Raw genomic sequence first — 24,292 nt, 5'->3', positions numbered from 1 at the left:
TTCTTTGCCTCCCGTTGACAACTCCCGGGAAGTCGTATTTAGGTTTGCCTTACCTAACCCCCGTCTGGGGTTGTCGCACACCAGAAAGGTGTACCCCTCACCATGAGATCCGTTCTCACCGCCCGCACGGGCCTCGCCGTCGCCGCCTCCGCCGCCCTCACCCTGGGCCTCGCGACCTCGGCCTCCGCCGCCACCTCGACGCGCACGATCGTCGACGGCACCACCACGTACAACCTGTCGGTGACCGCCCCCGACACGGCCGCCGCCTCCGGCCAGGTCATCAACGTCACCGGCTCCGGCTTCAACACCGGCCAGGGCATCTACGTCGGCCTGTGCGTGATCGACGGCGACCCGGGCGTGAACAAGCCCACCCCGTGCCTGGGCGGCCAGGACGAGACCGGCTCCACCGGTGCCTCGCACTGGGTGAACAACACCTTCGGCGGCACGTTCGCCAACAGCTCCAAGTTCGGCACCGGCGGCACGTTCAACGTGAGCATCTACGTCAAGGCCACCCTGGACGACGGCAGCGTCTGCGGTCAGACGGTCGAGTGCGCCGTGGTCACGCGGGCGGACCACTTCGACACCGACGACCGCAGGTACGACGTGCACGTCCCCATCACCTTCCAGTAAGCGCCCGTCGGACCGGGCCCCTCACGCGGGGGCCCGGCTCTCGCGCGACCGGAGTGCCGGGCGCACCCGACCAGTTGAGGAACTCTTCATGACAGACGACACGCCGGACCGGCAGCGCCCGGTCCGTGCGGGCGGACTCCGCCTCAGACGCCCGGCGGCGCTGCTGGGCGCAACCGCCCTGCTGGCCGCGGCCGTCACCCTCGGCTCGGCCGCCCAGGCCGCCGACACTCCGAAGACGGCACTCGGCAAGGACGGCCAGAAACTCACCGTCTCCGCCTCCGCGAACCTGGACCCGGACGGCGAGACCCTCCGCGTCACCGGCGAGGGCTACGACGACACCAAGGGCATCTACGTCGCCGTCTGCAAGGACAACGGCGACAACCGCATCCCCACCCCCTGTCTCGGCGGCGCCGACCAGAGCGGCAGCAGCGGCTCCTCGGTGTGGATCATCCCCGAGGGCGCCGACGACGAGGGCGCGGGCCAGGTCGCCGTTCCGTGGGGCGAGGGCGGCACCTTCGACGTCGAGCTCGGCGTCAAGGCGAAGGACAGCGGCCTCGACTGCCTCCAGGTCGCCTGCTCGGTGATCACCCGCGTCGACCACAACGGCACCGGCGACCGCTCCCAGGACGTCCGCATCCCGATCACCTTCGAGGGCCAGGACCCCGGTGACGGGGAGGGCGACGGCGTGGACGTCCCGGCGGGCACCGTCAGCTATGTGCAGGCGGCCGAGTTCACCACCGCGGGCCGCCCCCTGGACCTCCTGCTGCACCCCGACTCCGGGAAGCTGTACATCGGTTCGGACAACATCGTCGACACCGCGGACATCGCCGAGCAGGGCCTGTATGTCCTCGACCCCAAGGACGGCAAGCTCCTCGGCCACATCGCCCAGGCCCCCGGCGCGGGCGGCGCCCTGGCCAACCGGGTGGTCCGGCAGATCGTCGCGCCCCTGTCCGGCGACGGGGTCGTCTTCCACTTCCCGCTGCGCGGCATAGGCACCGCCAAGGACGGCGACACCACCGCCGCCGGCGTCTGGCTCACGGGCTCCACGGTCACCGGCGTCGGGCCGGGTACGGACACCTCCACCACCCTGGTCGCGCAGGGCGCGACCCTCTCCGAGATCGAGACCGCCACCGGCACGGTCAAGCGCTCCGCCACCCTTGAGGGCGGCAGCCTGCTCGCCGTGGACTCCGCCCACTCCGCCGCCTGGTCCGTCGGCACCGCCGAGGGCAAGAAGGTGCTGCGCCGGGTCGACACCGGTTCCTTCGAGGTCACCGCCACGGCCGAACTCCCCGCCGACAGCTCCGTCTTCTTCGTCGAGGCGGATCCCGCGACCGGCAACGTCTGGCTGAGCAGCGGGGACACCGTGCTGGTCTTCGACAAGGACGCCAAACCACTGGCCACGCTGGCCGGGAAGGACCGGCCCCTGGCCGCGGCCTTCGACAAGACCTCCGGGCGCGCCTTCGTCCTCCGCGAGGACTACGGCACGGCCGAGGAGGGCGCGGACAACAACGGCTCCCTCCAGATCCTCGACAGCACGACCTTCGAGCAGGCGGCCGAGCCGGTCTCGCTGCCGGGCAGCCGTGTGGTGAACAGCTATGCGGGCGTCGCCGTGACCCCGGACGCGACCTCCGTCTACGTCACCCGGCAGGCGGAGAGCAAGGTCCTCAAGTTCGACCTGCGCATGTCCCCCAAGGTCACCCAGTCCCCCACCGACCAGTCGGTGGCCCCGGGTGACGAGGTGACCTTCGTCGCCGCCGCCGAGGGCACCCCGGAGCCGACCGTGCGCTGGCAGGTCAGCCCGGACGGCGGCCAGACCTGGAACACGATCGAGGGCGCGACGAAGAACGCGTACTCCTTCACGGCGAAGGCCGCGCAGAACGGCTACGAGTACCGTGCCGAGTTCACCAACTCGGTGGGCACGACCCGGACTTCGCCGATCACGCTGACGGTCACCGAGGCCGGGAGCGACGACGGCGGTGGTGACGGGGGCGACGGAGAGGACACCGAGCCGTCCGGCTCGAAGACCGTCACCGGCCCCGAGGGCCAGAAGCTCACCGTCACCCCGGTCAACCACCTCGCCACCGAGAACCAGACCCTGAAGATCTCCGGCTCCGGCTACGACGAGGACAAGGGCGTCTACGTGGCCCTGTGCGTCGACAACGGCGACGGCGAACTGCCCACGCCGTGCATCGGCGGCGTCGACATGAGCGGCGAGTCGCACTCCTCCGCGTGGATCTCCTCCAACCCGCCGGACTACGGGGAGGAGTTGGCGACCCCGTACGAGGACGGCGGTTCCTTCGAGGTCGAGCTGACCGTCGACGCCAAGGACGAGTTCACCGACTGCTTCAAGGCCACATGTGTGCTCGCCACCCGGGCCGACCACACCCTCTCCGGCGACCGCTCCCAGGACGTGAAGGTCCCGGTCGCCTTCGTCGGCCAGGACCCGGTGGACACCGACCCCGGCACCGGTGACAGCGACGACGGCGGCAGTGGCAGTGGCGGCTCCGGCTCCTCCGGCACGACGACCGGCGGCGGTTCGGGCACCACCGGCAGCACCACGGGAGGCACCAGCAGCACCGCTGGAGGCACCACGGGCGGCAGCCTCGCCTCCACCGGGGTCACCGTGCTCTCCGTCGCCGCACTCGCGGCCGCCCTGACGGGCGCGGGCTGGGTGGCGTACCGCCGCGGCCGCACGGCCGGCTGACAGCGGCCGAAGCACGGTGAAGTGCCCTCCGACGCTCGAGCGAGCGTCGGAGGGCACTTCACCGTTGGCTCATATGGACACCGCGACCGCGTTGTACGTCGTGTCGGGCGTCGGGGTGGTCGTGAAGCGCGCGTTGACCAGATAGAGGCGGTCACCGAACCGGGCGGCCGTGGTGGGCACGTCGAAGCGCGGGTCGGTGATGGTCTTCCGCAGGGTCGCGGTGGTGGCCTTGGCGTCGAGGTCCCAGACGCTGATCAGGTTCAGGCGGTTCTGTACGACGTACAGCGTGCGGCCGATGCGCCACAGGCCGTCGCCGTTGACCACGGTGTCCTGACCGACGAGCGTGATCTTCGTGGCGTACCCGGTCCTGGTGTTCACGTTGTAGAGCTCGCCCGGCGTGCTCTTGACGACGATCAGCCCACGGCCGTCGGGCGTGCCGACGATGCCGTTGGCATTGTTGACGTCGGGCAGCTGCACCCAGTCGCCGGTGAGCGGCAGGGTGCGGATGTCGCCCTCCTTGCCGCCGCGCGGGACGGCGTAGAGGGCCGCCGCGCGCGAGTCGGTGAACCACGCGCGGTCGCCGAGCAGGGTGACGTCGTTGATGAAGTGGCCGGTGGCTTCGGAGAGTTGGTGGGTGACAAGGAGCTCACCGGTGCGGGAGTCGTGCACGCGCGCGACGCCGGTGTTCCCGGCGACGTACAGCAGACCGTCGTGGTCGATCTTCAGGCCGACGGCGATGAGCCCGGTGCCGCCCGCGAAGAGGACGGAACCCTCGCCGGTGCGCAGGTCGGTGCGGTAGATCGCGCCGTTGGCACGCGAACCCATGTAGGCGTACGGCTTGCGGCCGATGGCGATGCCTTCGGGGAGCCAGCCGTTGGGGAGCGGGAACTCCGTCGGCCAGGTGGCCTGCGGGGTCGCGCCCGCCGTGCCGGCACCGGCCGTCACGGCGAGGGCGGTCAGGGCGGCGCCGCCGAGCACGGCGCGCCGGGTCGGGTGGGTCGGGGTCATGGTGGGGCCTCCATGAAGTCGGCTTCGTTGGCAACCACGAGAACAATTACGTTGACACTGCCGCGACTTGGCAACGTCTTTGCGTGTCCTTGAGTTCCCTGTGCCCCGGCCTCCACGGGCGTCACACGGCGCGCCCCACCACCCACCACTTCGACGGCAGCTCGATCCGGGTGCCGTCGAAGCGGTACTCCGTGGTGGTGAGCGGCAGTTCACCGCCGGCCAGGACGGTCAGGCCGGCCGCGCCGAGGTAGACGGGGACCGCGTCGTCGGCGACCTCGCCGGGTGCGATGCCGTGCTGGAAGATCGGCGCCAGCTTGGCGGGCGGGCCGTCAGGACTCTGGGCCAGGTCCAGCAGAACGGGCTTGGCGGCCTCGGAGAGTTCGACGAGGCAGGCCCGGCCGCGGTCGCCGACGAGCGTGGCGAGCGCGTCCACCATCGGCTGCCGGTCCTCGGGCGCGGCCTGGTGGAGCACGCCCCGCATATAGACGTTGACGTCGCCGAGTTCCGCGTGCAGCGTCTCCGGCTCGCTCTTCTCGGCGGCGTCCAACAGCCGGTACGTCGCCTGCCCCGCGGGATCGGCGCGCCGGGCGTGGTCGAGGGCGGCCGCGGACAGATCGGCGCCGATGACGCGGGGGAAGCGGTCGGCGAGGAAACGGGTCTGGGTGCCGTTGCCGCAGCCGAGGTCCAGCATCGGCAGCCCTGGGTCGACCAGGAGCGGCTCGAAGAGGGCGAGATGGACGCCGACGGTCAGCACCGGCTCCGCATCCCAGAACACGGCCCCCTGTTCGCCGGGGGCCTCACGCCAGAAGCCCTCCCAGGCCTCCCGGTATCGACTCGTCACGCTCATGCCCAACTCCCCAGGATGCAACACATCTGCCCGCCGCAGTTGACGGGCCAGTACGGTGTATCGCGCTCCGGTGACGGCTACAAGCGCGTGGCGCATTCCTTCACGGCTCGTTCGACGCCGGCACGCCGTCGTGCGCCCCTCGCGCCCCAGGCGCGGTTCAGCGCCGCGGCAGGGTCAGTTCGAACCAGACGGTCTTCCCGGTCTTCGTGCGACTGGTCCCCCACTCGCGGGCGAGGGTGCTGACCACCCGCAGACCGCGCCCGAACTCGTCGGCCGGGCCCGTGCTGAGCAGGGTCGGCAGTTCGTGGTCGTCGTCGTCCACCTCGCACAGCAGGGTGTCGCCGCGCACCAGGCGCAGCGCGACGGGGCTGCTGTGGGAGTGCCGTACCGCATTGGTGACGAGTTCGCTGACCAGCAGCTCGGTGGTGTGCGCGAGTTGGGCCAGCCCCCAGTCGTGGAGCTGTTCACGCACCACCGCACGCGCCCGGCCGGCCTCGATCGGATCGAGGGAGAGGCGCCATTCGGCCACGTCGTCCGGCTCGATGCCGTTGAGGCGGGCCATCAGCAGGGCCACGTCGTCCTTGCGGCCACCGCGGCCCGCTTCCGAGAAGGTCGCGGCCAGGGAGCGGATGATGGTGTCGCAGGCGTCGTCCATGGAGGCGGCCGGATGCGCGGCGGACTCGCACAGCGTCGCGAGGCCCACGCCGATGTCCTCCCCGCGCACCTCCACCAGCCCGTCGGTGCACATCAGGAGCCGGTCGCCGGGCTCCACACGCACGCGTACCGCCTCGAAGGGCACCCCTCCGACGCCGATGGGCGCGCCCGTGGGCAGTTCGAGCAGTTCGCTGCGGCCGTCCTCGGCCCGCACGACCACCGGCGGGATGTGGCCGGCGTTGGCGATGTGGAGTTCGCTCGCGATCGGGTCGTAGACGGCGTACAGGCAGGTCGCGAGGTAGGTGTCGCCGAGCCGCTGGGCGAGGTCGTCGAGGTTGCGCAGGAGCTGCGCGGGCGGCAGGTCGAGGGCGGCCATGGTCTGTACGGCCGTACGCAACTGGCCCATCATGGCGGCCGAGTTGAGGCCGTGGCCCATGACGTCGCCGACGACCAGGGCGGTGCGGGCACCGGGCAGTTTGACGGAGTCGAACCAGTCGCCGCCGACCCGGCCCAGCAGCGTGCCGGGCAGATAGCGGGTGGCGATGTCGCAGCCCGCCATGTGCGGCGGGATGTGCGGCAGCATGCTGTCCTGGAGGGTCTCGGCGACGCTCTCCTGGAAGGTGTACATGCGCGCGTTGTCGAGCACGAGGCCCGCGCGGGCCGCGAGTTCGGCGCCGGTGACCCGGTCCATGTCGTTGAACTCGACGCGCTCCGGGTGGCGCAGCAGGATCATGAAGCCGAGCACCACATTGCGGGCTTTCAGCGGTACGACCAGCATGGAGCGGCCCGTGATGAGGGGCCGGATGTCCCGCTTCTCGAACTGCGAGGCGATGGCGTGCCCCATCTGCTCGCTGATGCGCGGCACGAGGACGGGGTCGCCGGTGGTCATGCACTGGAAGAACGGTGTGTGCGCCGGGAACGGCATGGCCTCGCCGACCGGCACGACGTCGTCCCAGCGGCCGGGTTCGTCGGTGTGCTCGAGGGCGACCCGGTGCCACATGGTCGTCGTGTCCGGCACGCCGTCGGGGAACCCCTCACCGGCGACGACCTGTTCGCGCAGATAGGTGCCGGCGACGTCGGTGAAGCGCGGGACGACGGCCTTGCTGACCTCGATGATGGTCCGCGACAGGTCGAGGGAGGTGCCGATGCGGCCGCTGACCTCGTTGAGGAACTCCAGACGCTCGCGTACGGCGGCGTACTCGAGGTCCTCGCCCTCGTCGGCGGTGTCCTGCTGCACGGGCAGCCCCTCGGCCGCCGCCCTGGCCGCCCGCTCGCGGCGGGCCCTGCGCTCGGCGCGCCGGGGCACGCCCCAGTCGGGGGTGACGGGCACCCGGTCGTTCTGGCTGAACTCCAGGACGGGATAGCCCAGTTCGAGGACCTGCGCCACGATGCGGGCGCCTTCCTCGACGCTCATGCTGGGCAGGATCTCGGGGAGCCGGCGGGCGAGTTCGTCGGCGCCGGGGAAGTCGGTGTGCAGGGCGAAGGCGGGCGCGATGCGCTCGACGGCGAAGTCCTCGGCGTCCTCCTCGGCGGAGTCCTGCCGTAACCCGCCCGCGTCGGCGGCCAGCACCAGCAGCCGCTCCCGTCCCGGTCCCACCAGCGGGTAGGCCCACCACAGGACGTCGATGCGGTCGTCCTCGGGCACGGTGAGGCGGGCGCGGCCGGCAGCCGGGTAGGACAGCCTGCCGTCGAGGGAGGATTCGAGGTCGGGACCGAGTCCGTCGTAGGCCGCGTACGTCCCGTACGCCGGGGCGCCCCCGTCGTCGGTCTCGTCGGGCAGCGCGCCGGAGACGGGCAGCAGGTCGACCGCCGCTCGTCCGATGGCCTCCTCCTTGGCGGCGCCGAACAGTCGTCGCGCGCCCCTGCTCCAGTGGGACACCAGGCCGTCGCGGTCCACCACGACCACGGCCAGCGGGATGCGACCGGCCGCGGCGTACTCCCCCGCGCCGTTCCCAGCTCCGCGGCTGGGAGGTGCGTCCCTCTCGGTGCCACGGTCCATGGCCCAGGCCCTCTCTCCCCACGGCTCCGCGAGATCTGTGCCGCTTGTTCCACGGTACGGCGGTGACGGTCGGGGATGTGCAGCAATGCGGGAATTCCAGGAGGCCGATCGGTAATTCTGACGCTACGTCAGTCCTCGTGCCCCAGTTGAAGATCCCGTTCCGTCCGTCCGCCGCCCGCCATCTGGAGCACGGTGGCGATCGGGGGGTAGCCGGCGGCGATGACGGTGTACTCGCCGGAGGACAGGTCGACGAACCGGAACGTCCCGTCCGGGCCGGTGGTGAGCGTGTCCACGACGTTGCCGGCCGCGTCCAGCAGCGTCACGCGCGCGTCCTCGACGGGTCGTCCGCCACCGGCGCGCACGGTGCCGCGCAGGACCGCGCCGCCCGCGAGTTCGACGTCCTGGCGGGTCTCCCGGGAGGCCTGGACGGTGACGGGGAGCGCCGCCGGGCGGAAAGCGGGCGCACTGGCCGCGAGGGTGTACTCGCCGGCGACCAGCTCGGTGATGACGTAACCGCCCTCGCGCCCGCTGCGGGTGGTGGCGACGACCTCGCCGTGCACGTTGGTGAGCGTGACGATGGCGTCCCGCACGGGCGAGCCGTCCGCGGTCAGCACACTGCCCGCGAGGCGGCCGGCGCCGCCGAGGACGACGTCCAGTTCGACGGGGCGCTCGCCGACGGTCACGGAGACGGCCTGCGGCTGGTGACCGCCTGCCGCGGCGATCAGAACGTACGCCCCCGAGCCGGGCGTCGACAGCGCGTACCGCCCGTCCTCGCCGCTCGCGCCCCGCCCGATCTGCTGTCCGACGGCGTCGATCAGCGTGAGGGCCGCGCGGGGCACGACGGTCCCGTCGGGGTGCTGCACCGTGCCGCACACCGGGATTCCGGCGGCGTACGGCGAACGGGCCTGCGGGATCGGGGCGTTCACGGGCACGGTCTCCGTCGGCTCGGCGGGGGCGTTGTGGGACACCAGCGGTTTCTCCTTGAGGAAGAAGGCGATCAGGAGGCCCAGGACGAGGACCGGCACGAGGTAGAGGAAGATCCGCGGCATGGCGTCGGCGTACGCGCGGATGTATGCGTCTCGCAGCTCCGCAGGCAGTGCGTGCACGAGCTGAGGGGTGATGGACTCGGGGTCCGGGAGCCCGGCACCCGTGCGCGTGGGCAGGCGCTCTTCGAGTGCGTCCGCAAGCCGGCCGGCGAACAGGGTGCCGAAGATCGCCGCGCCGACACTTCCACCGATCTGGCGAAAATAGTTGTTGGCGCTCGTCGCAGTGCCGAGGTCGGCAGGGCGCACGGAGTTCTGCACGGCGAGGATCAGAACCGGCATCACCATGCCGATGCCGGCACCGAGGACGGCCATCCAGATGCTGTAGTGCAGCCGGGGCGTGTCGACTTCGAGGCGGGACAGCAGCCACATGCCGACGACGGAGAGGCCGCCGCCGAGGACCGGCCAGATCTTGTAGCGGCCGGTGTGGCTGATGAGCTGTCCGGAGACGACCGAGGCGCCGACGATGCCGCCCATCATGGGCAGCATCAGCAGCCCGGACTCGGTGGCACTCGCCCCGTCGACCATCTGCAGGAAGGTCGGCAGGTAGCTCGCGGCCCCGAACAAGGCGACGCCGATCACGAGGCCCACCAGGCCGGTGATGTTGAAGACGGAGTCCCTGAACAGCCGGAGCGGGATGAGGGGTTCGGGTGCGAAGTGCTCGGCGACGAGGAAGAGGACGCAGGCTGCCACCGCTCCCGCGCCGAGACCCACGATGACGCGCGAGTCCCACGCGTACTCGGTGCCGCCCCAACTGGTCAGGAGCACAAGGCAGGTGGAGGCCACGGCGAGCAGCAGCGCGCCGAGGACGTCGAACCGGGGCTTCGCGGCGGGCTTCGGGAGCTTCAGCACGGCGGTGACGACGGCCAGCGTGACGATGCCGAAGGGCACGTTGATGTAGAAGCACCACCGCCAGGAGAGGTGGTCCGTGAAGTAGCCGCCGAGCAGGGGGCCCGCGACGGAGGCGAGTCCGAAGGCGGCGCCGATCAGGCCCATGAAGCGGCCGCGCTGCCGGGGCGGCACGATGTCGGCGATGATCGCCTGCACACCGATCATGAGGCCGCCCGCGCCGACGCCCTGGACCGCGCGGAAGGCGATCAGCTGGTCCATGGTCTGCGCGCGGCCCGCGAGCGCGGAGCCGACCACGAAGACGACGATCGCGAACTGGAAGACGCCCTTGCGGCCGAGCAGGTCGCCGAGCTTGCCGTAGATCGGCAGTCCGATCGTGGCGGTGAGCAGGTAGGCCGTGATCGCCCAGGACATCTTGTCCAGGCCGTGCAGCTCACCGACGATCTTCGGGAGCGCGGTGGCGACGATCATCTGCTCCAGTGCGGCGAGCAGCAGCGCCAGCATCAGCGCGAAGAAGACCAACCGCACGCGGCGCGGGCCGAGTTCGACGGCCCCGTCCGCGGCCGGGGCGCGTTCCTCCGGGGGTGCCGTGACCGGTTCGTCCTGCACCAGAGTCGTCCCGCCCACGTACCGCTCCCCTCGTCGCACCTGCCGTACATTTCCCGCATTAAGCGACAACTACGAGCAAGCGCGACGAGTTACGGCATCATGCCGGACCGAACGGAGATCCACTCGAACCGGTGAGGGGGCCAACGACCCTGGAAGGTCTACCGGTTGGACCTACTTCTCGACCTCGGTGGCGAGCTTGTCCAGCACCGCGTCGTAGATCCGGCCGAGTCCCTTGGGGGCGAAGGTCTTCTCGAAGAAGCCGCCGATGCCGCCGGCGCCGTTCCAGACGGTGCTCACGACGACGCGCGACTTGCCCTCGCCGGCCGGGGTGACCCGCCAGGTCGTGACCATCGAGGAGTTGCGGTCCTTCTCGACGAGTTCGCCGTCGGTGGGCTCGCTGACCTCCAGGAGGCAGTCGCGGACCCGCTTGCTGGTGGCCTGGAGCTTCCAGTGGACGAGGGTGCCCTCGCCGTCGCCGCCCTCGCGCACCTCGTACTCGCTGTACTGCTCGGGCAGCAGCTTCGCGCGCGTGCCGCTGTAGTCGGCGAGGGCGTCGAACACCTTCTCCGCGTCCGCCGCGACGATCCGCTCCGTAGTGGCCTCGACCTGCGCCATTGACTTCCTCCAGGACCTGAATTCTCGGGGGGTTCGGTCAAGCCAACCACCCCGGTCCCCGGCCGCCCAAATCGGGGTCGCACGCAGGGTCGCACGATCAAGGGAACAAATGTTCTATTCTTGGGGTCAGTGCTACCGAGGAGGCCTCATGCGCTGGGAGAACCTCACCGAGTCCGCCGACCACAGCCGGGCCGACGCCGCCCTGTTCGGCGCCGACGCGGTGACGAGCCGTACGTTCGACACGCCCGAGTTCGCCGGGATCACGTTCCACGAGATCCGGGCCCGCTCGATCATCAACCGGGTGCCGGGAGCCTCCCGCATGCCGTTCGAGTGGACGATCAACCCGTACCGGGGTTGCTCGCACGCGTGCGTGTACTGCTTCGCCCGCAAGACGCACACCTACCTGGACCTCGACACGGGCATCGACTTCGACTCGCAGATCGTGGTCAAGGTGAACGCGCCGGAGCTGCTGCGCCGCCAGCTCGCCTCGCGCCGCTGGCAGGGCGACCACATCGCGATGGGCACGAACGTCGACTGCTACCAGCGCGCGGAGGGCCGCTACCGGCTGATGCCGGGGATCCTGGCCGCCCTGCGCGACCACGCGAACCCCTTCTCGATCCTGACGAAGGGCACACTGATCCTGCGCGACCTCGATGTGCTGAAGCAGGCGGCCGAGGTGACGGACGTCGGCATCTCCGTCTCGGTCGGCTTCACCGACCCCGAGCTGTGGCGCACCGTCGAACCGGGCACGCCCGCCCCGGAGCGGCGCCTGGACGTCGTACGGACCCTCGGTGAGCACGGCATCGGCTGCGGGGTCCTGATGGCGCCGGTGATCCCGTTCCTGAGCGACAATCCGGCCCAACTGCGGGCCACCGTGCGGGCGATCGCCGCCGCGGGGGCCACGTCCGTCACCCCGCTGGTGCTGCATCTGCGGCCCGGGGCCCGCGAGTGGTTCATGGCCTGGCTGGGCCACCACCACCCCCACCTGGTGCGCCGGTACGAGCGGCTGTACGCGGACGGCTCCTACGCCCCGAAGTGGTACCAGCGCCGGATCACCCGTCAGGTCCACGAACTGGCCCAGGAGTACGGCATCGGCCCCGCGGGCGACGGGATGCCCCGCCGGATCCGGGAGCCCGAGCCAGCCGATCCCCCGATGTCTGAACCGACCCAACTCACCCTGATCTGAGAGCGTTCGAGCGCATCCGGCGGCTCAATCGGGTCAAGTATTGCCAGAACTGGTTCTTCCGGGCGCGCTTTCCGGGACGATGCGGCGTGGACCGTGACCCTCGCGGTCCGAAACCCTCCGTCCTGGGAGGACCCCATGAGAAAACGCGCAGCAGTGCTGTGCGGCGCCGTCGTCGTCGTGGCCGGGACCGTCACGGCCGTCCCCGCCGGCGCGAGCGCTCCGCAGACCACGGAAAGCGTTCAGGCCGCGAAACTCAGCTGGAAGAAGTGCGGCACCACCGACTATCCGACGCTCCAGTGCGCGTCCCTCAAGGTGCCGCTGGACCACGCGAACCCGCAGGGGAAGCAGATCACGCTCGCGCTGTCCCGCGTCCCGCACACCGCGAAGAAGTACCAGGGCCCGCTGCTGGTCAACCCCGGCGGCCCCGGCGGCAGCGGTGTGACGTTCGCCGGGTTCATCGCCTCCGGCCTGTCCAAGGCCGTCGCGGCCCAGTACGACGTCATCGGCTTCGACCCGCGCGGAGTGGGCGCGAGCAAGCCCGCACTGAACTGCAAGCCCGGCCATTTCAACCCGGGGCGCCCGGACTCCGTGCCGAGCACGCCCGCGCTCGAGAAGGCCAACCTCGAGCGCGTCAAGTCCTTCGCCGACGCCTGTGGCAAGAAGTACGCGACCGTGCTGCCGTACATCAACACGGTCCAGGCCGTGCAGGACATGGACTCGATCCGCGCGGCGCTGGGTGCGAAGCGGATCAACTACTTCGGTTACTCGTACGGCACGTACCTGGGCGCGGTCTACGCCAAGCTCTTCCCGGAGCGGGTGCGGCGCCTGGTCCTGGACTCGATCGTCGACCCGACCGGTGTCTGGTACGACGACAACATCACCCAGGACTACGCCTTCAACGACCGGCACCGGGCGCTGATGGCGTGGATCGCCAAGTACGACTCCACGTACAAGCTCGGCACCGACCCGGCCAAGGTCGAGGCCAAGTGGTACGCGGTGCGGGCGGCGCTCGCCAAGAAGCCGGCGGGCGGGAAGGTCGGTGCCTCCGAGTTCGAGGAGACCTTCGGCCCCGGCGGCTACTACAACGGGTACTGGCCCTACCTGGCCGAGGCGTTCGCGGCGTACGTCAACGACAAGAACGCCGACCCGCTGGTCGAGGCGTACGAGGCCTTCGCCGCCGTCGACGCGTCCGGGGACAACGGCTACAGCATCTACGCGTCCGTCCAGTGCCGTGACGCCTCCTGGCCGCGTGACTGGAGCCAGTGGCGGAAGGACAACTGGGCGGTGTACGAGAAGGCGCCGTTCATGGCCTGGAGCAACGCCTGGTACAACGCGCCGTGCGCGTTCTGGCCGACGGAGTCGCTGCAGCCGGTGAACATCGCCAACGGCAAGCTGCCGCCGACGCTGCTGTTCCAGGCGACGGGCGACGCGGCCACCCCGTACGAGGGCGGCGCGACGGTCCATCGTCTGCTGGCCGGTTCCAGCTTCGTCGTCGAGCAGGGCGGCGGGAACCACGGCATCACGCTGAGCGGGAACGCCTGCCTGGACAAGTACCTGACGGCGTACCTGACCGACGGTTCGGTGCCGCGCAGCGGCGGCGAGGTCGACGCCGTGTGCAAGGCGATGCCCGATCCGAAACCGCTGACCTCGAAGGCGGCGTCGACATCGGCGCGCGGCTCGGCGCTGCACGGGCTGCTCGGCTTCCGCGGCTGAGCAGTGAGTGACTGACGGCCCGTCGGGGGCGATGTCGGACCCATGGTCCACCATGGACGCATGAGTGAGCTGACGAGGATCCCCGCCCCCGACGGAGTCGCCCCCGCCGCCGCGTACACCCACGTCGTCATGGGCACCGGCCGCTTCGTAGCGATCTCCGGCCAGCTCGCCCTGGACGAGGTCGGCAAGCTCGTCGGCGAGGGCGACCCGGCCGCCCAGGCCCGCCAGGTCTTCGAGAACCTCCGGCGCTGCCTGGCCGCCGCCGGCGCGACCTTCGACGAGGTCGTCAAACTCACCTACTTCGTCACGGACATGGCGCACATGCCCGCGATCCGCGCGGCCCGCGCCGAGCACATACCCGACGACCGCCTGCCGGCCGCCTCGGCGGTGCAGGTCGCCTCGCTGGTGCGACCCGAGTTCCTGATGGAGATCGAGGCGTTCGCGGTGGTGGGTCCATGACCGGACTCCGGGTCCGGGAGATGACGATCGCCGACTGCGGCCCCGTGGCCGAGATCCGCATCCGTGGCTGGCAGACCGCGTACCGCGGCCTCATGCCGCAGCCGTTCCTCGACGCGCTCAGTGCGGCCGAGGATGCCGAGCACCACCGCGCCCGGTTCGGGCAGGGCGACGGCAGCGTGCTGAACCTCGTCGCCGAACAGGGCGGCGAGATTCTCGGCTGGGCCTGCCACGGGCTGTACCGGGACGGTGAACTGCGCACCGAGGACGCCGAGTTGTACGCCATCTACGTGGATCCGGACCGATTCGGCAGCGGCATCGGTCACGCCCTGCTCCAGGAGTCCCTACGGCGTTGCACGACCGCCGGGCACCAACGCATGTACCTCTGGGTCCTCAAGGGCAACGCCCCCGCCCGCGGCTTCTACGAGCGGGCGGGGTTCCACGCCGACGGCGCCGAGGAGCCCTTCGAGGTGGACGGCGTTCCGGTGCCCGAGGTGCGGTATGCGCGGGAGCTGCCGGGCTGACGGCTCACCTCACCGCGGCTTCGGAATCCGCGCCAGCGCGTGCACGGCCGCTTCCGCCAGCACCGGGTGCGCGAGTGCCTCGTTGAGTACGGCTCTGGCGCGGGCGTCACCGAGCGAGCCGAGCCCTTCCACGCAGGCGAGCGCCACCCGCCGGTGGGGGTCGTACGGACGCAGCCGGCGTTCCAGAGTGGTGATCAGCGCGGGTACGGACTCGGGGGCGCGCAGGTCGGCGAGGAGCCGGACCGGGTGCAGGGCGTAGGCGACGCGCAGTTCGTTGGTGGCGAGGGCGGCGGCCGCACGGGCGGTGCGCGGGTCACCGAGGCGGGCCAGGGCCTGGGCGGCGGAGGCGCAGCGCTGCGGGTCACGGTGGTTCAGGAACAGTACGAGGGACTCGAAGGCGCGTCGGTCACCGGCGAACCCCAACCGGAACGCGGCCAGTTCGCGTGCCCACAGCGGCTGTCCGGGCTCGGTCAGTATTCCGGCCAGCTCGTCGAGGTCCTCCGTCGCCGCGAGACGGTCGTAGGCGGCCGTCGCTCCCGACTCCTGCCGTAAACGCTCCGTGAGTGATCGCAACTCTTCGTCCATGAAGCCGAGATTAGGCGTGTCGTCCGGGGCGCGGGACCTACATCACAAACTCGGGGGCTGGCGCGCTCGTTACCCACGGGTTAAGCTCAGACGAGCGAGTTACCCACTCGCGGATTTGCTTGTGGTGGCCTGGTGACGCAGCCACCGCGAGTGTTGGTCGGTTCGGTACCTCACGTACCGCAGTACGACCCGGCTTTGGGACAGGGCCGGTCGATCTCCGCCGTTCTCTTCGGGCGTGTGCACGCCCGCACCGACGGCACCGGGCGTGTGCGCTCGCAGCCCGGCAACACCCGCACTCCTTCTCACGCACCCGGTGCGCCTTTCGGACCGGTTCGGCCTCGGTCGGACTCCCCCGGCGCACCCGGGCGCGTTCCCAGTCGTCACCCTCATTCCTGGAGTCCGCGATGGCCACTCCCCTGTCCGACACCCCTCTGTCCCCGCTCAAGACCATTGCCGTCGTCGGTCTCGGCACCATGGGCACCGGCATCGCCGAGGTCCTGGCCAAGGCCGGCCGCGAGGTCGTCGGCATCGACATCAGCGAGGCCGCGGCCGCCCAGGCCGTCGCCGCCCTGGAGGCCTCGACCGCCCGCGCCGTGGAGCGCGGCCGGCTGACCGAGCAGGAGCGCGCGGACGTCCTCGCCCGCGTCCGCACCTCCACCGACCTGCGCACCGCCGCCGACGCCGACCTGGTCATCGAGGTGGTTCCGGAGTCGTACGAGATCAAGCACCAGATCTTCCGCGAGCTCGACGGGATCGTGCGCCCCGAGACGATCCTGGCGACCGGCACCAACGCCCTCTCCGTCACGCGCCTGGCCGCCGACTCGGCCCGTCCCGAGCGCGTGCTCGGCATGCACTTCTTCAACCCGGCGCCGGCGATGAAGCTGGTCGAGGTCGTCTCCTCGGTGCTGACCGCGCCGACCGCGGTCACCGCGGTCACCAACCTCGCCCTCGACCTCGGCAAGGAGCCCGTGGCGGTCGGCGACCGGCCCGGATTCGTCGCCGACGGGCTGCTGTTCGGCTACCTCAACCAGGCGGCCGCGATGTACGAGGCGAAGTACGCCTCCCGCGAGGACATCGACGCCGCGATGCGGCTCGGCTGCGGGCTGCCGATGGGGCCGCTCGCCCTGCTCGACCTGATCGGCATCGACACCGCGCGCACGGTCCTGGAGGCCATGTACGCCGAGTCCCACGACCGGCTGCACGCCCCCGCCCCGGTCCTCAAGCAGCTCAGCGAGGCGGGCCTGAGCGGCCGTAAGTCGGGCCGCGGCTTCTACACGTACGAGGCTCCGGGCAGCGCGACGGTCGTGCCGGACACCCTGACGCCCGTCGCCGGCGGCACCGGGACCCCCGCCCGTCCGGTCCGCTCCGTCGGTGTCGCGGGCTCCGGCACCATGGCGTCCGGCATCGCCGAGGTCTTCGCCAAGGCCGGGTACGAGGTCGTGCTCGCCGCCCGCAGCGAGGAGAAGGCGCAGGTCGCCAAGGCCCGTATCGGCAAGTCGCTCGCGCGCTCCGTCGACAAGGGGCGGCTGACCGCCGAGGCGGCCGCGCAGACCCTGGACCGCATCACCGCGGCGGGTTCCTACGACGCCTTCGCCGACGTCGACCTGGCCGTCGAGGCCGTCGCCGAGGACCTGGAGATCAAGCAGCAGCTGTTCCAGGCGCTGGACAAGGTCTGCAAGCCGGGCGCGGTCCTGGCCACCACGACCTCCTCGCTGCCCGTCGTCGCCTGCGCCCGCGCCACCTCGCGTCCGCAGGACGTGATCGGCATGCACTTCTTCAACCCGGCGCCGGCGATGAAGCTGGTCGAGGTCGTCCGTACGGTGCTGACGGCGGAGGACGTCCACTCGACGGTCCGCGAGGTCTGCGTCAAGATCAAGAAGCACGCGGTCGACTGCGGTGACCGTGCGGGCTTCATCGTGAACGCCCTGCTCTTCCCGTACCTCAACAACGCGATCAAGATGGTCCAGGAGCACTACGCGACCCTCGACGACATCGACGCGGCGATGAAGCTGGGCGGCGGCTACCCGATGGGGCCCTTCGAGCTCCTGGACGTCGTCGGGCTCGATGTCTCCCTCGCGATCGAGAAGGTCCTGCACCGTGAGTTCCGCGACCCGGGCCTCGCCCCGGCCCCGCTCCTGGAGCACCTGGTGGCCGCGGGCTGCCTCGGCCGGAAGACGGGCCGTGGCTTCCGCGAATATGCCCGGCGCTGAGCGTACGGGCGACTGGTTGAGAGACGACGCGGAGTGGGGCGGACTGCTCGACCCCGCTGGAGGACCCCCGCCCGCACAGGGCGGGGGGACCCCCGGACATGCGCACTACCCTGCGCACATGCAGTACGTTCGGGTCATGTCCCAGCCCGCCAAGTCCTCACGTACACCAGCCACGCCCGACGCGCCGGAAAGTGCCGCAGGCAGTCGCGCCGCCGCGCAGCGGCTCAAGATGCGCCGAGAACTGGCGGCCGCGGCGATGGAGCTGTTCGCGACCAAGGGGTACGAGGCGACCACCGTCGACGAGATCGCGGCCCAGGCCGGGGTCGCGCGCCGCACGTTCTTCCGCCATTTCCGGTCCAAGGAAGAGGCGATCTTCCCCGACCACGACGACACGTTGATCCGCGCGGAGGCCGTGCTCAACGCCGCCCCGGCGCACGAGCACCCGCTCGACACGGTGTGCCGGGGCATCAAGGAGGTCATGCGGATGTACGCGGCCCGGCCGGAGATCTCGGTCGCCCGCTACAAGCTCACGCGCGAGGTGCCGACTCTGCGCGAGGCGGAGATCGCGTCGGTGGCCCGCTACGAGCGTCTCTTCACCCGGTATCTCCTCGGTCACTTCGACGAGCACGCGCATGACGATGACGCGAACGACGATCCGCTGCTGGCGGAGGTCGCCGCGTCCGCCGTGGTCACCGCCCACAACCACGTCCTGCGGCGTTGGCTGCGGGCCGGGGGGCAGGGGGACGTGGAGACGCAGCTGGACCACGCGTTCTCGATCGTGCGGAAGGCGTTCATCTCGGGGATCGGGGCCGGCCGGGAGAGCACGCCCCGGCCGGCGCCCGCCTCCGCCACGACGCACGGGGAGGTTCTGGTGACGGTGGCTCGGACCGATGCGCCGCTGGACGAAGTGATGCGCACGATTGAGCAGGCCCTGAAGGACCGTTGAAAGTGCCGTGATGGGTCGTCAATCGGGTGCGGCGCCGTTCGTGGCTGGTCGCGCAGTTCCCCGCGCCCCTGAGGGGCGCTTGTCGCGCTCGGAGTTCGCCAGTACCGCTTACCTCCGCATAGGCGTGAAACGCGCCGCCAGCTCCCCGCCCCCCTCCCCCGTCACCAAGCCCGTCACCAGGCGGCCCGTTGCCGGGGCCAGCATCAGGCCCAGCATGTTGTGGCCGGTGGCGAGGAGGATGCGCGGGCGGCCGGGCAGCGGGCCGATGAGGGGCAGGCCGTCCGGGGTCATCGGGCGCGGGCCCATCCACTCCTGCTCGCGCCGGTCCCAGTCCGCGCCCGGCAAATACGGCCGCGCGGCCGTGACGATGGCGTCGACGCGGCCCTGCCGGAAGCGGTCCGGGTCGCGGTCGAACTCCATCGTCCCGGCGACCCGGACCCTCTTGCCGAGCGGCGTGAGGACCGCCTTGGCCGAGCCCAGGTGCACCAGGCGGCGCGGCAGCGGCTCGGCCAGGACCGAGAAGCTGTACCCCTTGCCCGGGGCGAGATCGATCCGTACACCCAGCGAGCGGCACACCTCGCGGGACCAGACCCCGGCCGCGATCACGACGGCGTCCGCGCCGTACGTCCCCGCGCTCGTGCGCACCTGAACACCTCGCCCGTCCTCACGGACCCCCGTGACCCGCGCGCCCTCCACCAGCTCGGCCCCGTCCCGCCGCAGCCGCTCGGCGAGCGTGTCCACGAACTGCCCCGGATCCAGGGACCATTGGCGCTCCACGAGGAACCCGGCGTGGGCGGCAGGGCCCAGGGCCGGTTCCCGTTCGGACAGGGCGGGCCCCCGCAGCAGACCGCCGACCGGCGCACCGAGCCGGCGGAAGCCCGCCAGCCCGTGCGCCGCGTCCTCGTACGACGGATACGCGAACAGGAAACCGTCCTTCTCGGCCCCGCCGTCCACACCGAGCGCCTCCAACTCCTCGAACAGCTCGAAGGTGTCCTCGGCGAGCGCGGCGAGCGACGCGGCCCCGGCGCCGTAGTGGCGGGCGGTGCTGCGCAGTCCGAGGCGGGCCAGGAAGCGGACCAGCTGGATGCTCGGTACCGGGTTGATCCACAGGGGACTGGCCGGCTTGACCATCCCGGTCAGTGCCCTGACCGCGACGCCCGGCGCTCCCAGCGGTTCGACGAGGTCGGGGCAGACCTCGCCGGCGTTGCCGCGGGAGGCCCCGCTGCCGAGCCGGTCCCGTTCCAGCACGGTGACCTTCAGCCCGGCCCGGCCGAGATAGTGCGCACAGGCCAGGCCGACGACACCGCCGCCGACGACGAGGACGGAAGCAGGCCTCACGAAAGCTCCTTCACGGCAGGCAGGGAGGGGGCGGTGGTCCCGTCGCCGCTCGACTCCGCGAGGCTCTTGCCGCTGGTCTCGGGGGCGAGCCGGTACGACACCAGCCAGCCGACCCCGCAGATCAGCGCGCCGAGCAGCATGGCGAGACGGGTGCTGTGGGCGAGGACCACGGGGGCGCCCCAGGTGCCGATGGCGGCCCCGATACGGCTGGCGCCGGTCGCGAAGCCGTTGGCGGTGGCCCGTACGCCGGTCGGGAACAGCTCGGACGGGTAGATGGCCTGCAGGCACTGGCTGGAGAAGGACGCCACGCCGAACACCGCGAACAGCACCAGGACTGCGGCCGGGCTCGGGTCGGCCAGCAGCGAGAGTCCGAGCAGCGGTACGGCCGACAGCGCGAAGCTCCACAACAGCAGGGGCCTGCGGCCCTTGTTGACGAAGAGGATCCCGGAGAGCGAACCGATGATGTAGAAGATCTGCAGCGCCACCGCGCCCAGGTACGCGGTGTTGCCGTGCTCCAGTCCGAGCGAGGTCAGGATGGTCGGCTCGTAGGTCGTGATGGCGTAGATCGGCAGCAGCTGGCAGGCCCAGAAGACGCCGACGAAGACCGTGCGGCGCAGATAGACGCCCTGGAAGATGTCGGTGTAGCGGCTGCGGGTGGTGGTCTCGGCCTCCAGGTCGCTCAAGTCGGCGTCCGGGCCGAGCATTTGGCGGACGACCTGTTGGGCCTCCGCCGTCCGCCCCTGGCTCATCAGCCAGCGCGGGGACTCGGGCGTGCCGAACCGCAGCAGCAGGATCAGCGCGGCCGGGATCGCGCTGCTGGCCATCATCCAGCGCCAGTCGTCGTGCCCGGAGCGCATCATCAGCCAGCCGACGACGTACGCGGTGGCCGCCCCGACCGACCACATGGTGACCATGACGACGAGCAGCGGACCACGGGACTTCCGGGGCGCGAACTCGGAGGCGATGGTGCCCGCGATCGCGAAGTCGGCGCCGATCGCGATGCCCATGGCGAACCGCAGGAGCGTGAGCGTCCAGGGGTCGGGCGCGAAGTACTGGGCGGCGGACAGCACGATGAACGCCATGATGTCGAGGAGGTAGACCTTCTGCCGGCCGATGCGGTCGGTGACGTATCCGAAGACGAGTCCGCCGACGAACATGCCGATCAGCGAGGCCGATCCGACGAGCCCCGACATGGTGGAGCCGAGGCCGAAGTCGCCGGTGATGAGCGGGAGGGCGACGCCGATGATGCTGAGGATGTAGCCGTCGCAGAACTCGCCGCCGCCGGCGTACAGGGTGATGAGCCAACTGGTTCTGGTGGGGCGGGACTTCTCCAGTGAAGCGGGCATGACCGTCTCCTGGGGATCCTGGGGAGGGGGACTGTGGTGGAGGGGTGGGTGCGGGCCGCCCGTTGACCAGAGAAGGTAGAGATCCCGGAGCTCGGAGTCATCGTACGAAGTGCACGATCGGTCTCCCGTGTTCACGCCCGCCGCCTGTACGTTCCGTACATGGCAGTCGGCGACGTGCTCACCCCTGAACTGGCCCAGGAGATCGCCTGCGACATCGGGCGGATCACCGGCTTCAACGTGCTGATCACCGACCGCGAGGCGGTGGTCATCGGCTGCGGGGACGCCGGCCGGCTCGGCACCGTCCACGAGGCTTCGTACGAAGTGCTGCGCACCCGGCGCTCCGCCACGCACACCGCCGAACAGGCGCGGCGGCTGCGCGGGGTGCTGTCGGGGATGAGTCTGCCGATCATCGTCGGCGCGGCGGCGGTGGGCACGGTGTGCCTGACCGGCGACCCGGACGAGGTACGCCGGTTCGGGCTCGTGGTGCAGCGGCAGACCGAGATCCTCCTGGAGGAGGCGGCCCTGCTGCGCTCCCGGCTGCTGCACGAGCGGGCGGTCGACGACTGCGTACGGGACATCGCGCTCTACGACCCCGAGGTCGTCGACGCCGAGACGGTCGAGGCGCGGCTCACCGAGCTGGGTCTGGACCCGCGGCTGCCCCGCACCTGTGTGGTGTTGGACGTGCGGGCGGGCGGGGTCTCGCGGATGTCGTTGATGCGGACCGTGCGGGAGGTCTTCGGCGGCGGGCAGGACGTGGCCGGGGAGCTCGCCGCCGGACGGTACGCGGTGCTGCACGCCTCGCCGAGATCCGCGCACGGGCCGGCCGAGCGGTGCTCCGCGCTGGTCGACCGCGTCCGCGAGCGGCACGGGCTGGACGCGCGCGTGGGAGTGGGCGAGCCGGGACGGGGCGTCGCCGGGATGCACGGCTCCTACCGGGACGCGGCGATGGCACTGCGTACCGGGACCCGGCTGGAGCCGGACCGGCGTGTCTTCGCCGTGGCGGAGCTGCGGGTGCCGCAACTGGTCGCCGCGGCGGTGCGCCAGGAACGCGTCCGGTACGCGGCGGCCCTGCTGTCCGGATTGCGCGAGCGCGAGGACTGGCCGGTGCTGCGGGACACGCTCGTCGCGTGGGCCGAGTGCGGCTTCCACCTCGTCCGTACGGCCGAACGGCTCGCCGTCCACCGCAACACGCTGCTGTACCGGCTGACGAAGATCGAGGAGCTGAGCGGGCGCGGAGTGCGCGAACCGCGTACGGCGATGGCGCTCTACCTGGCCTGTCTGGCCGATGTCCTATAGCGTCCGATTGATCCCTACTCACCGGTAGCTTTGATCGATCATCGCTCATTTGTTACGTAAAGATTTCATCTGAGAGCAATCTCTGGCACTCAGTGCCTTGCAGGGTGACACGCGGTGTCATACCTTGAAGGAGTCCGGGCGGCCGGCGTGCAGAGACCATTCGCACGTCGGCTGTCCCCTCAGGCCTCCCCCAGTGCCCCCTAAAGGCCTGGGGGACCCCCAGCCCGAGCGCCCGGACGCCTGCGTCACAGGCAACCTCCCGCGCCACAAAGCGCTGCCGAACAGCACCACCGCCGAACCGACGGCATTTCTCAAAACCCTCAGCAGCACACCGACGTAACCCTCAGCGTCCCTCCCTCAGGACGCGTATCGCCGGAGGCAACACCGTGACCGTGAAGGACATCCTGGACGCGATCCAGTCGCCGGACTCGACTCCGGCCGACTTCGCCGCTCTGCCGCTCCCCGAGTCGTACCGCGCGATCACCGTGCACAAGGACGAGACGGAGATGTTCGCGGGTCTCGAGACCCGCGACAAGGACCCGCGCAAGTCGATCCACCTCGACGAGGTGGCGCTGCCCGAGCTCGGCCCGGGCGAGGCCCTGGTGGCCGTGATGGCCTCCTCGGTCAACTACAACTCCGTGTGGACCTCGATCTTCGAGCCGCTGTCGACCTTCGGGTTCCTGGAGCGCTACGGCAAGCTCAGCGAGCTCACCAAGCGGCACGACCTGCCGTACCACATCATCGGCTCCGACCTCGCGGGCGTCGTCCTGCGCACCGGCCCGGGCGTCAACGCCTGGAAGCCCGGTGACGAGGTCGTCGCGCACTGCCTCTCCGTCGAGCTGGAGTCCTCCGACGGCCACAACGACACGATGCTCGACCCCGAGCAGCGCATCTGGGGCTTCGAGACCAACTTCGGCGGCCTCGCCGAGATCGCGCTCGTCAAGTCCAACCAGCTGATGCCCAAGCCGGACCACCTCAGCTGGGAGGAGGCCGCCGCTCCGGGGCTCGTGAACTCGACCGCGTACCGGCAGCTGGTCTCCCGCAACGGCGCCGGCATGAAGCAGGGCGACAACGTCCTGATCTGGGGCGCGAGCGGCGGCCTCGGCTCGTACGCCACGCAGTTCGCTCTGGCCGGCGGCGCCAACCCCATCTGCGTCGTCTCCAGCCCTCAGAAGGCGGACATCTGCCGCGCGATGGGCGCGGAGGCGATCATCGACCGCAACGCCGAGGACTACAAGTTCTGGAAGGACGAGCACAACCAGGACCCGCGCGAGTGGAAGCGCTTCGGCAAGCGCATCCGCGAGCTCACGGGCGGCGAGGACGTCGACATCGTCTTCGAGCACCCGGGCCGCGAGACCTTCGGCGCCTCCGTGTACGTGACGCGCAAGGGCGGCACGATCGTCACCTGCGCCTCGACCTCGGGCTTCAACCACGAGTACGACAACCGCTACCTGTGGATGTCCCTGAAGCGGATCATCGGCTCGCACTTCGCCAACTACCGCGAGGCCTGGGAGGCCAACCGGCTCGTCGCGAAGGGCAAGATCCACCCGACTCTGTCCAAGGTGTACTCCCTGGAGGAGACCGGCCAGGCCGCCTACGACGTGCACCGCAACCTCCACCAGGGCAAGGTCGGCGTGCTGTGCCTGGCCCCCGAGGAGGGCCTGGGCGTGCGCGACGAGGAGATGCGCGCCAAGCACATCGACGGCATCAACCGCTTCCGCAACATCTGAGACA

General features: G+C 70.8%; 18 protein-coding genes. 10 read left to right on the top strand and 8 right to left on the bottom strand.

Going from position 1 to position 24,292, the window contains the following annotated elements; genetic code table 11:
- The first annotated feature begins 102 nt into the window (after positions 1-102).
- Both IG08_RS0127340 and IG08_RS54500 read left to right on the top strand, forming a co-directional pair.
- Positions 103-630 carry a hypothetical protein gene (locus IG08_RS0127340; protein ID WP_030607774.1) on the top strand — a complete coding sequence of 176 codons (528 nt, stop codon included), beginning with the start codon at positions 103-105 and terminating at the stop codon, positions 628-630.
- A gap of 88 nt (positions 631-718) precedes the next feature.
- The gene (locus IG08_RS54500; protein ID WP_043455303.1) at positions 719-3,334 is read left to right on the top strand and encodes an immunoglobulin domain-containing protein; all 2,616 of its coding nucleotides are present in this window, start codon (positions 719-721) and stop codon (positions 3,332-3,334) included.
- A gap of 69 nt (positions 3,335-3,403) precedes the next feature.
- On the opposite strand, the gene IG08_RS0127330 is transcribed toward IG08_RS54500, so the two are convergent.
- The 5 genes from IG08_RS0127330 to IG08_RS0127310 all read right to left on the bottom strand — a co-directional run bounded on the left by IG08_RS0127330 (position 3,404) and on the right by IG08_RS0127310 (position 10,958).
- Positions 3,404-4,342, bottom strand: coding sequence for an SMP-30/gluconolactonase/LRE family protein (locus IG08_RS0127330; RefSeq protein WP_030607768.1), 939 nt, complete (start codon positions 4,340-4,342; stop codon positions 3,404-3,406).
- 121 nt (positions 4,343-4,463) lie between these two features.
- Positions 4,464-5,189, bottom strand: a complete 726-nt coding sequence (locus IG08_RS0127325; protein ID WP_030607766.1) for a class I SAM-dependent methyltransferase — start codon at positions 5,187-5,189, stop codon at positions 4,464-4,466.
- Positions 5,190-5,346: 157 nt separating this feature from the next.
- Positions 5,347-7,842 (bottom strand): ATP-binding SpoIIE family protein phosphatase, encoded by a 2,496-nt coding sequence (locus IG08_RS0127320; RefSeq protein ID WP_030607763.1) that lies wholly within the window; start codon positions 7,840-7,842, stop codon positions 5,347-5,349.
- Positions 7,843-7,970: 128 nt separating this feature from the next.
- On the bottom strand, positions 7,971-10,361 hold the full coding sequence (locus IG08_RS0127315; protein ID WP_030607760.1) for an MFS transporter: 2,391 nt from the start codon (positions 10,359-10,361) through the stop codon (positions 7,971-7,973).
- Between the two features lie 153 nt (positions 10,362-10,514).
- A complete protein-coding gene (locus IG08_RS0127310) occupies positions 10,515-10,958 on the bottom strand; it encodes an SRPBCC family protein (RefSeq protein WP_030607758.1) in 444 nt (147 codons plus the stop codon).
- A 148-nt stretch (positions 10,959-11,106) separates the two neighbouring features.
- Between IG08_RS0127310 and IG08_RS0127305 the strand changes: the two genes are divergently transcribed.
- The 4 genes from IG08_RS0127305 (at position 11,107) to IG08_RS0127290 (ending at position 14,837) form a co-directional block, all read left to right on the top strand.
- Positions 11,107-12,144: an Rv2578c family radical SAM protein gene (locus IG08_RS0127305; protein ID WP_030607756.1), complete on the top strand. Its 1,038-nt coding sequence runs from the start codon at positions 11,107-11,109 to the stop codon at positions 12,142-12,144.
- A gap of 135 nt (positions 12,145-12,279) precedes the next feature.
- On the top strand, positions 12,280-13,857 hold the full coding sequence (locus IG08_RS0127300; RefSeq protein ID WP_030607754.1) for an alpha/beta hydrolase: 1,578 nt from the start codon (positions 12,280-12,282) through the stop codon (positions 13,855-13,857).
- Between the two features lie 60 nt (positions 13,858-13,917).
- Positions 13,918-14,316 (top strand): RidA family protein, encoded by a 399-nt coding sequence (locus IG08_RS0127295; protein ID WP_030607752.1) that lies wholly within the window; start codon positions 13,918-13,920, stop codon positions 14,314-14,316.
- The gene (locus IG08_RS0127290; RefSeq protein WP_030607751.1) at positions 14,313-14,837 is read left to right on the top strand and encodes a GNAT family N-acetyltransferase; all 525 of its coding nucleotides are present in this window, start codon (positions 14,313-14,315) and stop codon (positions 14,835-14,837) included. The genes IG08_RS0127295 and IG08_RS0127290 overlap by 4 nt, the downstream gene beginning before the upstream one ends.
- Positions 14,838-14,846: 9 nt before the next feature.
- Here the strand turns inward: IG08_RS0127290 and IG08_RS0127285 are convergent, their stop codons facing one another.
- Entirely contained in the window at positions 14,847-15,422 is a 576-nt protein-coding gene (locus IG08_RS0127285; RefSeq protein ID WP_030607748.1) for an adenylosuccinate lyase, read from the bottom strand.
- Between the two features lie 404 nt (positions 15,423-15,826).
- Between IG08_RS0127285 and IG08_RS0127280 the strand changes: the two genes are divergently transcribed.
- Both IG08_RS0127280 and IG08_RS0127275 read left to right on the top strand, forming a co-directional pair.
- Positions 15,827-17,632, top strand: coding sequence for a 3-hydroxyacyl-CoA dehydrogenase family protein (locus IG08_RS0127280; protein WP_030607746.1), 1,806 nt, complete (start codon positions 15,827-15,829; stop codon positions 17,630-17,632).
- 136 nt (positions 17,633-17,768) lie between these two features.
- Positions 17,769-18,578, top strand: coding sequence for a TetR family transcriptional regulator (locus IG08_RS0127275; protein ID WP_030607744.1), 810 nt, complete (start codon positions 17,769-17,771; stop codon positions 18,576-18,578).
- Positions 18,579-18,686: 108 nt separating this feature from the next.
- On the opposite strand, the gene IG08_RS0127270 is transcribed toward IG08_RS0127275, so the two are convergent.
- Together IG08_RS0127270 and IG08_RS0127265 are read right to left on the bottom strand one after the other, a co-directional pair.
- Positions 18,687-19,916 carry an NAD(P)/FAD-dependent oxidoreductase gene (locus IG08_RS0127270; RefSeq protein ID WP_030607742.1) on the bottom strand — a complete coding sequence of 410 codons (1,230 nt, stop codon included), beginning with the start codon at positions 19,914-19,916 and terminating at the stop codon, positions 18,687-18,689.
- Entirely contained in the window at positions 19,913-21,262 is a 1,350-nt protein-coding gene (locus tag IG08_RS0127265) for an MFS transporter (RefSeq protein ID WP_030607739.1), read from the bottom strand. Before IG08_RS0127265 ends, IG08_RS0127270 begins: the two co-directional genes overlap by 4 nt.
- 159 nt (positions 21,263-21,421) lie before the next feature.
- On the opposite strand from IG08_RS0127265, the gene IG08_RS0127260 reads away from it, so the two are divergent.
- Positions 21,422-22,558 (top strand): CdaR family transcriptional regulator, encoded by a 1,137-nt coding sequence (locus IG08_RS0127260; RefSeq protein WP_030607738.1) that lies wholly within the window; start codon positions 21,422-21,424, stop codon positions 22,556-22,558.
- A 392-nt stretch (positions 22,559-22,950) separates the two neighbouring features.
- A complete protein-coding gene (gene ccrA, locus IG08_RS0127255) occupies positions 22,951-24,288 on the top strand; it encodes a crotonyl-CoA carboxylase/reductase (protein ID WP_030607735.1) in 1,338 nt (445 codons plus the stop codon).
- Positions 24,289-24,292 lie beyond the last annotated feature (4 nt).

Origin of the sequence: Streptomyces fulvoviolaceus, assembly GCF_000718165.1 — a bacterium.
In the GTDB taxonomy this organism is placed as follows: Bacteria; Actinomycetota; Actinomycetes; order Streptomycetales; family Streptomycetaceae; genus Streptomyces; species Streptomyces fulvoviolaceus.
Note: the sequence above shows the minus strand (reverse complement) of the source record. Positions and strands in the feature narration are given on the sequence as shown.

Excerpts from the sequence above, each read along its gene's own strand:
- IG08_RS0127340 (WP_030607774.1), top strand. The coding sequence starts at position 103 with ATGAGATCCGTTCTCACCGCCCGCACGGGCCTCGCCGTCGCCGCCTCC.
- IG08_RS54500 (WP_043455303.1), top strand. The coding sequence starts at position 719 with ATGACAGACGACACGCCGGACCGGCAGCGCCCGGTCCGTGCGGGCGGA.
- IG08_RS0127330 (WP_030607768.1), bottom strand. The coding sequence starts at position 4,342 with ATGACCCCGACCCACCCGACCCGGCGCGCCGTGCTCGGCGGCGCCGCC.
- IG08_RS0127325 (WP_030607766.1), bottom strand. The coding sequence starts at position 5,189 with ATGAGCGTGACGAGTCGATACCGGGAGGCCTGGGAGGGCTTCTGGCGT.
- IG08_RS0127320 (WP_030607763.1), bottom strand. The coding sequence starts at position 7,842 with ATGGACCGTGGCACCGAGAGGGACGCACCTCCCAGCCGCGGAGCTGGG.
- IG08_RS0127310 (WP_030607758.1), bottom strand. The coding sequence starts at position 10,958 with ATGGCGCAGGTCGAGGCCACTACGGAGCGGATCGTCGCGGCGGACGCG.
- IG08_RS0127305 (WP_030607756.1), top strand. The coding sequence starts at position 11,107 with ATGCGCTGGGAGAACCTCACCGAGTCCGCCGACCACAGCCGGGCCGAC.
- IG08_RS0127300 (WP_030607754.1), top strand. The coding sequence starts at position 12,280 with ATGAGAAAACGCGCAGCAGTGCTGTGCGGCGCCGTCGTCGTCGTGGCC.
- IG08_RS0127295 (WP_030607752.1), top strand. The coding sequence starts at position 13,918 with ATGAGTGAGCTGACGAGGATCCCCGCCCCCGACGGAGTCGCCCCCGCC.
- IG08_RS0127290 (WP_030607751.1), top strand. The coding sequence starts at position 14,313 with ATGACCGGACTCCGGGTCCGGGAGATGACGATCGCCGACTGCGGCCCC.
- IG08_RS0127285 (WP_030607748.1), bottom strand. The coding sequence starts at position 15,422 with ATGGACGAAGAGTTGCGATCACTCACGGAGCGTTTACGGCAGGAGTCG.
- IG08_RS0127280 (WP_030607746.1), top strand. The coding sequence starts at position 15,827 with ATGGCCACTCCCCTGTCCGACACCCCTCTGTCCCCGCTCAAGACCATT.
- IG08_RS0127275 (WP_030607744.1), top strand. The coding sequence starts at position 17,769 with ATGTCCCAGCCCGCCAAGTCCTCACGTACACCAGCCACGCCCGACGCG.
- IG08_RS0127265 (WP_030607739.1), bottom strand. The coding sequence starts at position 21,262 with ATGCCCGCTTCACTGGAGAAGTCCCGCCCCACCAGAACCAGTTGGCTC.
- IG08_RS0127260 (WP_030607738.1), top strand. The coding sequence starts at position 21,422 with ATGGCAGTCGGCGACGTGCTCACCCCTGAACTGGCCCAGGAGATCGCC.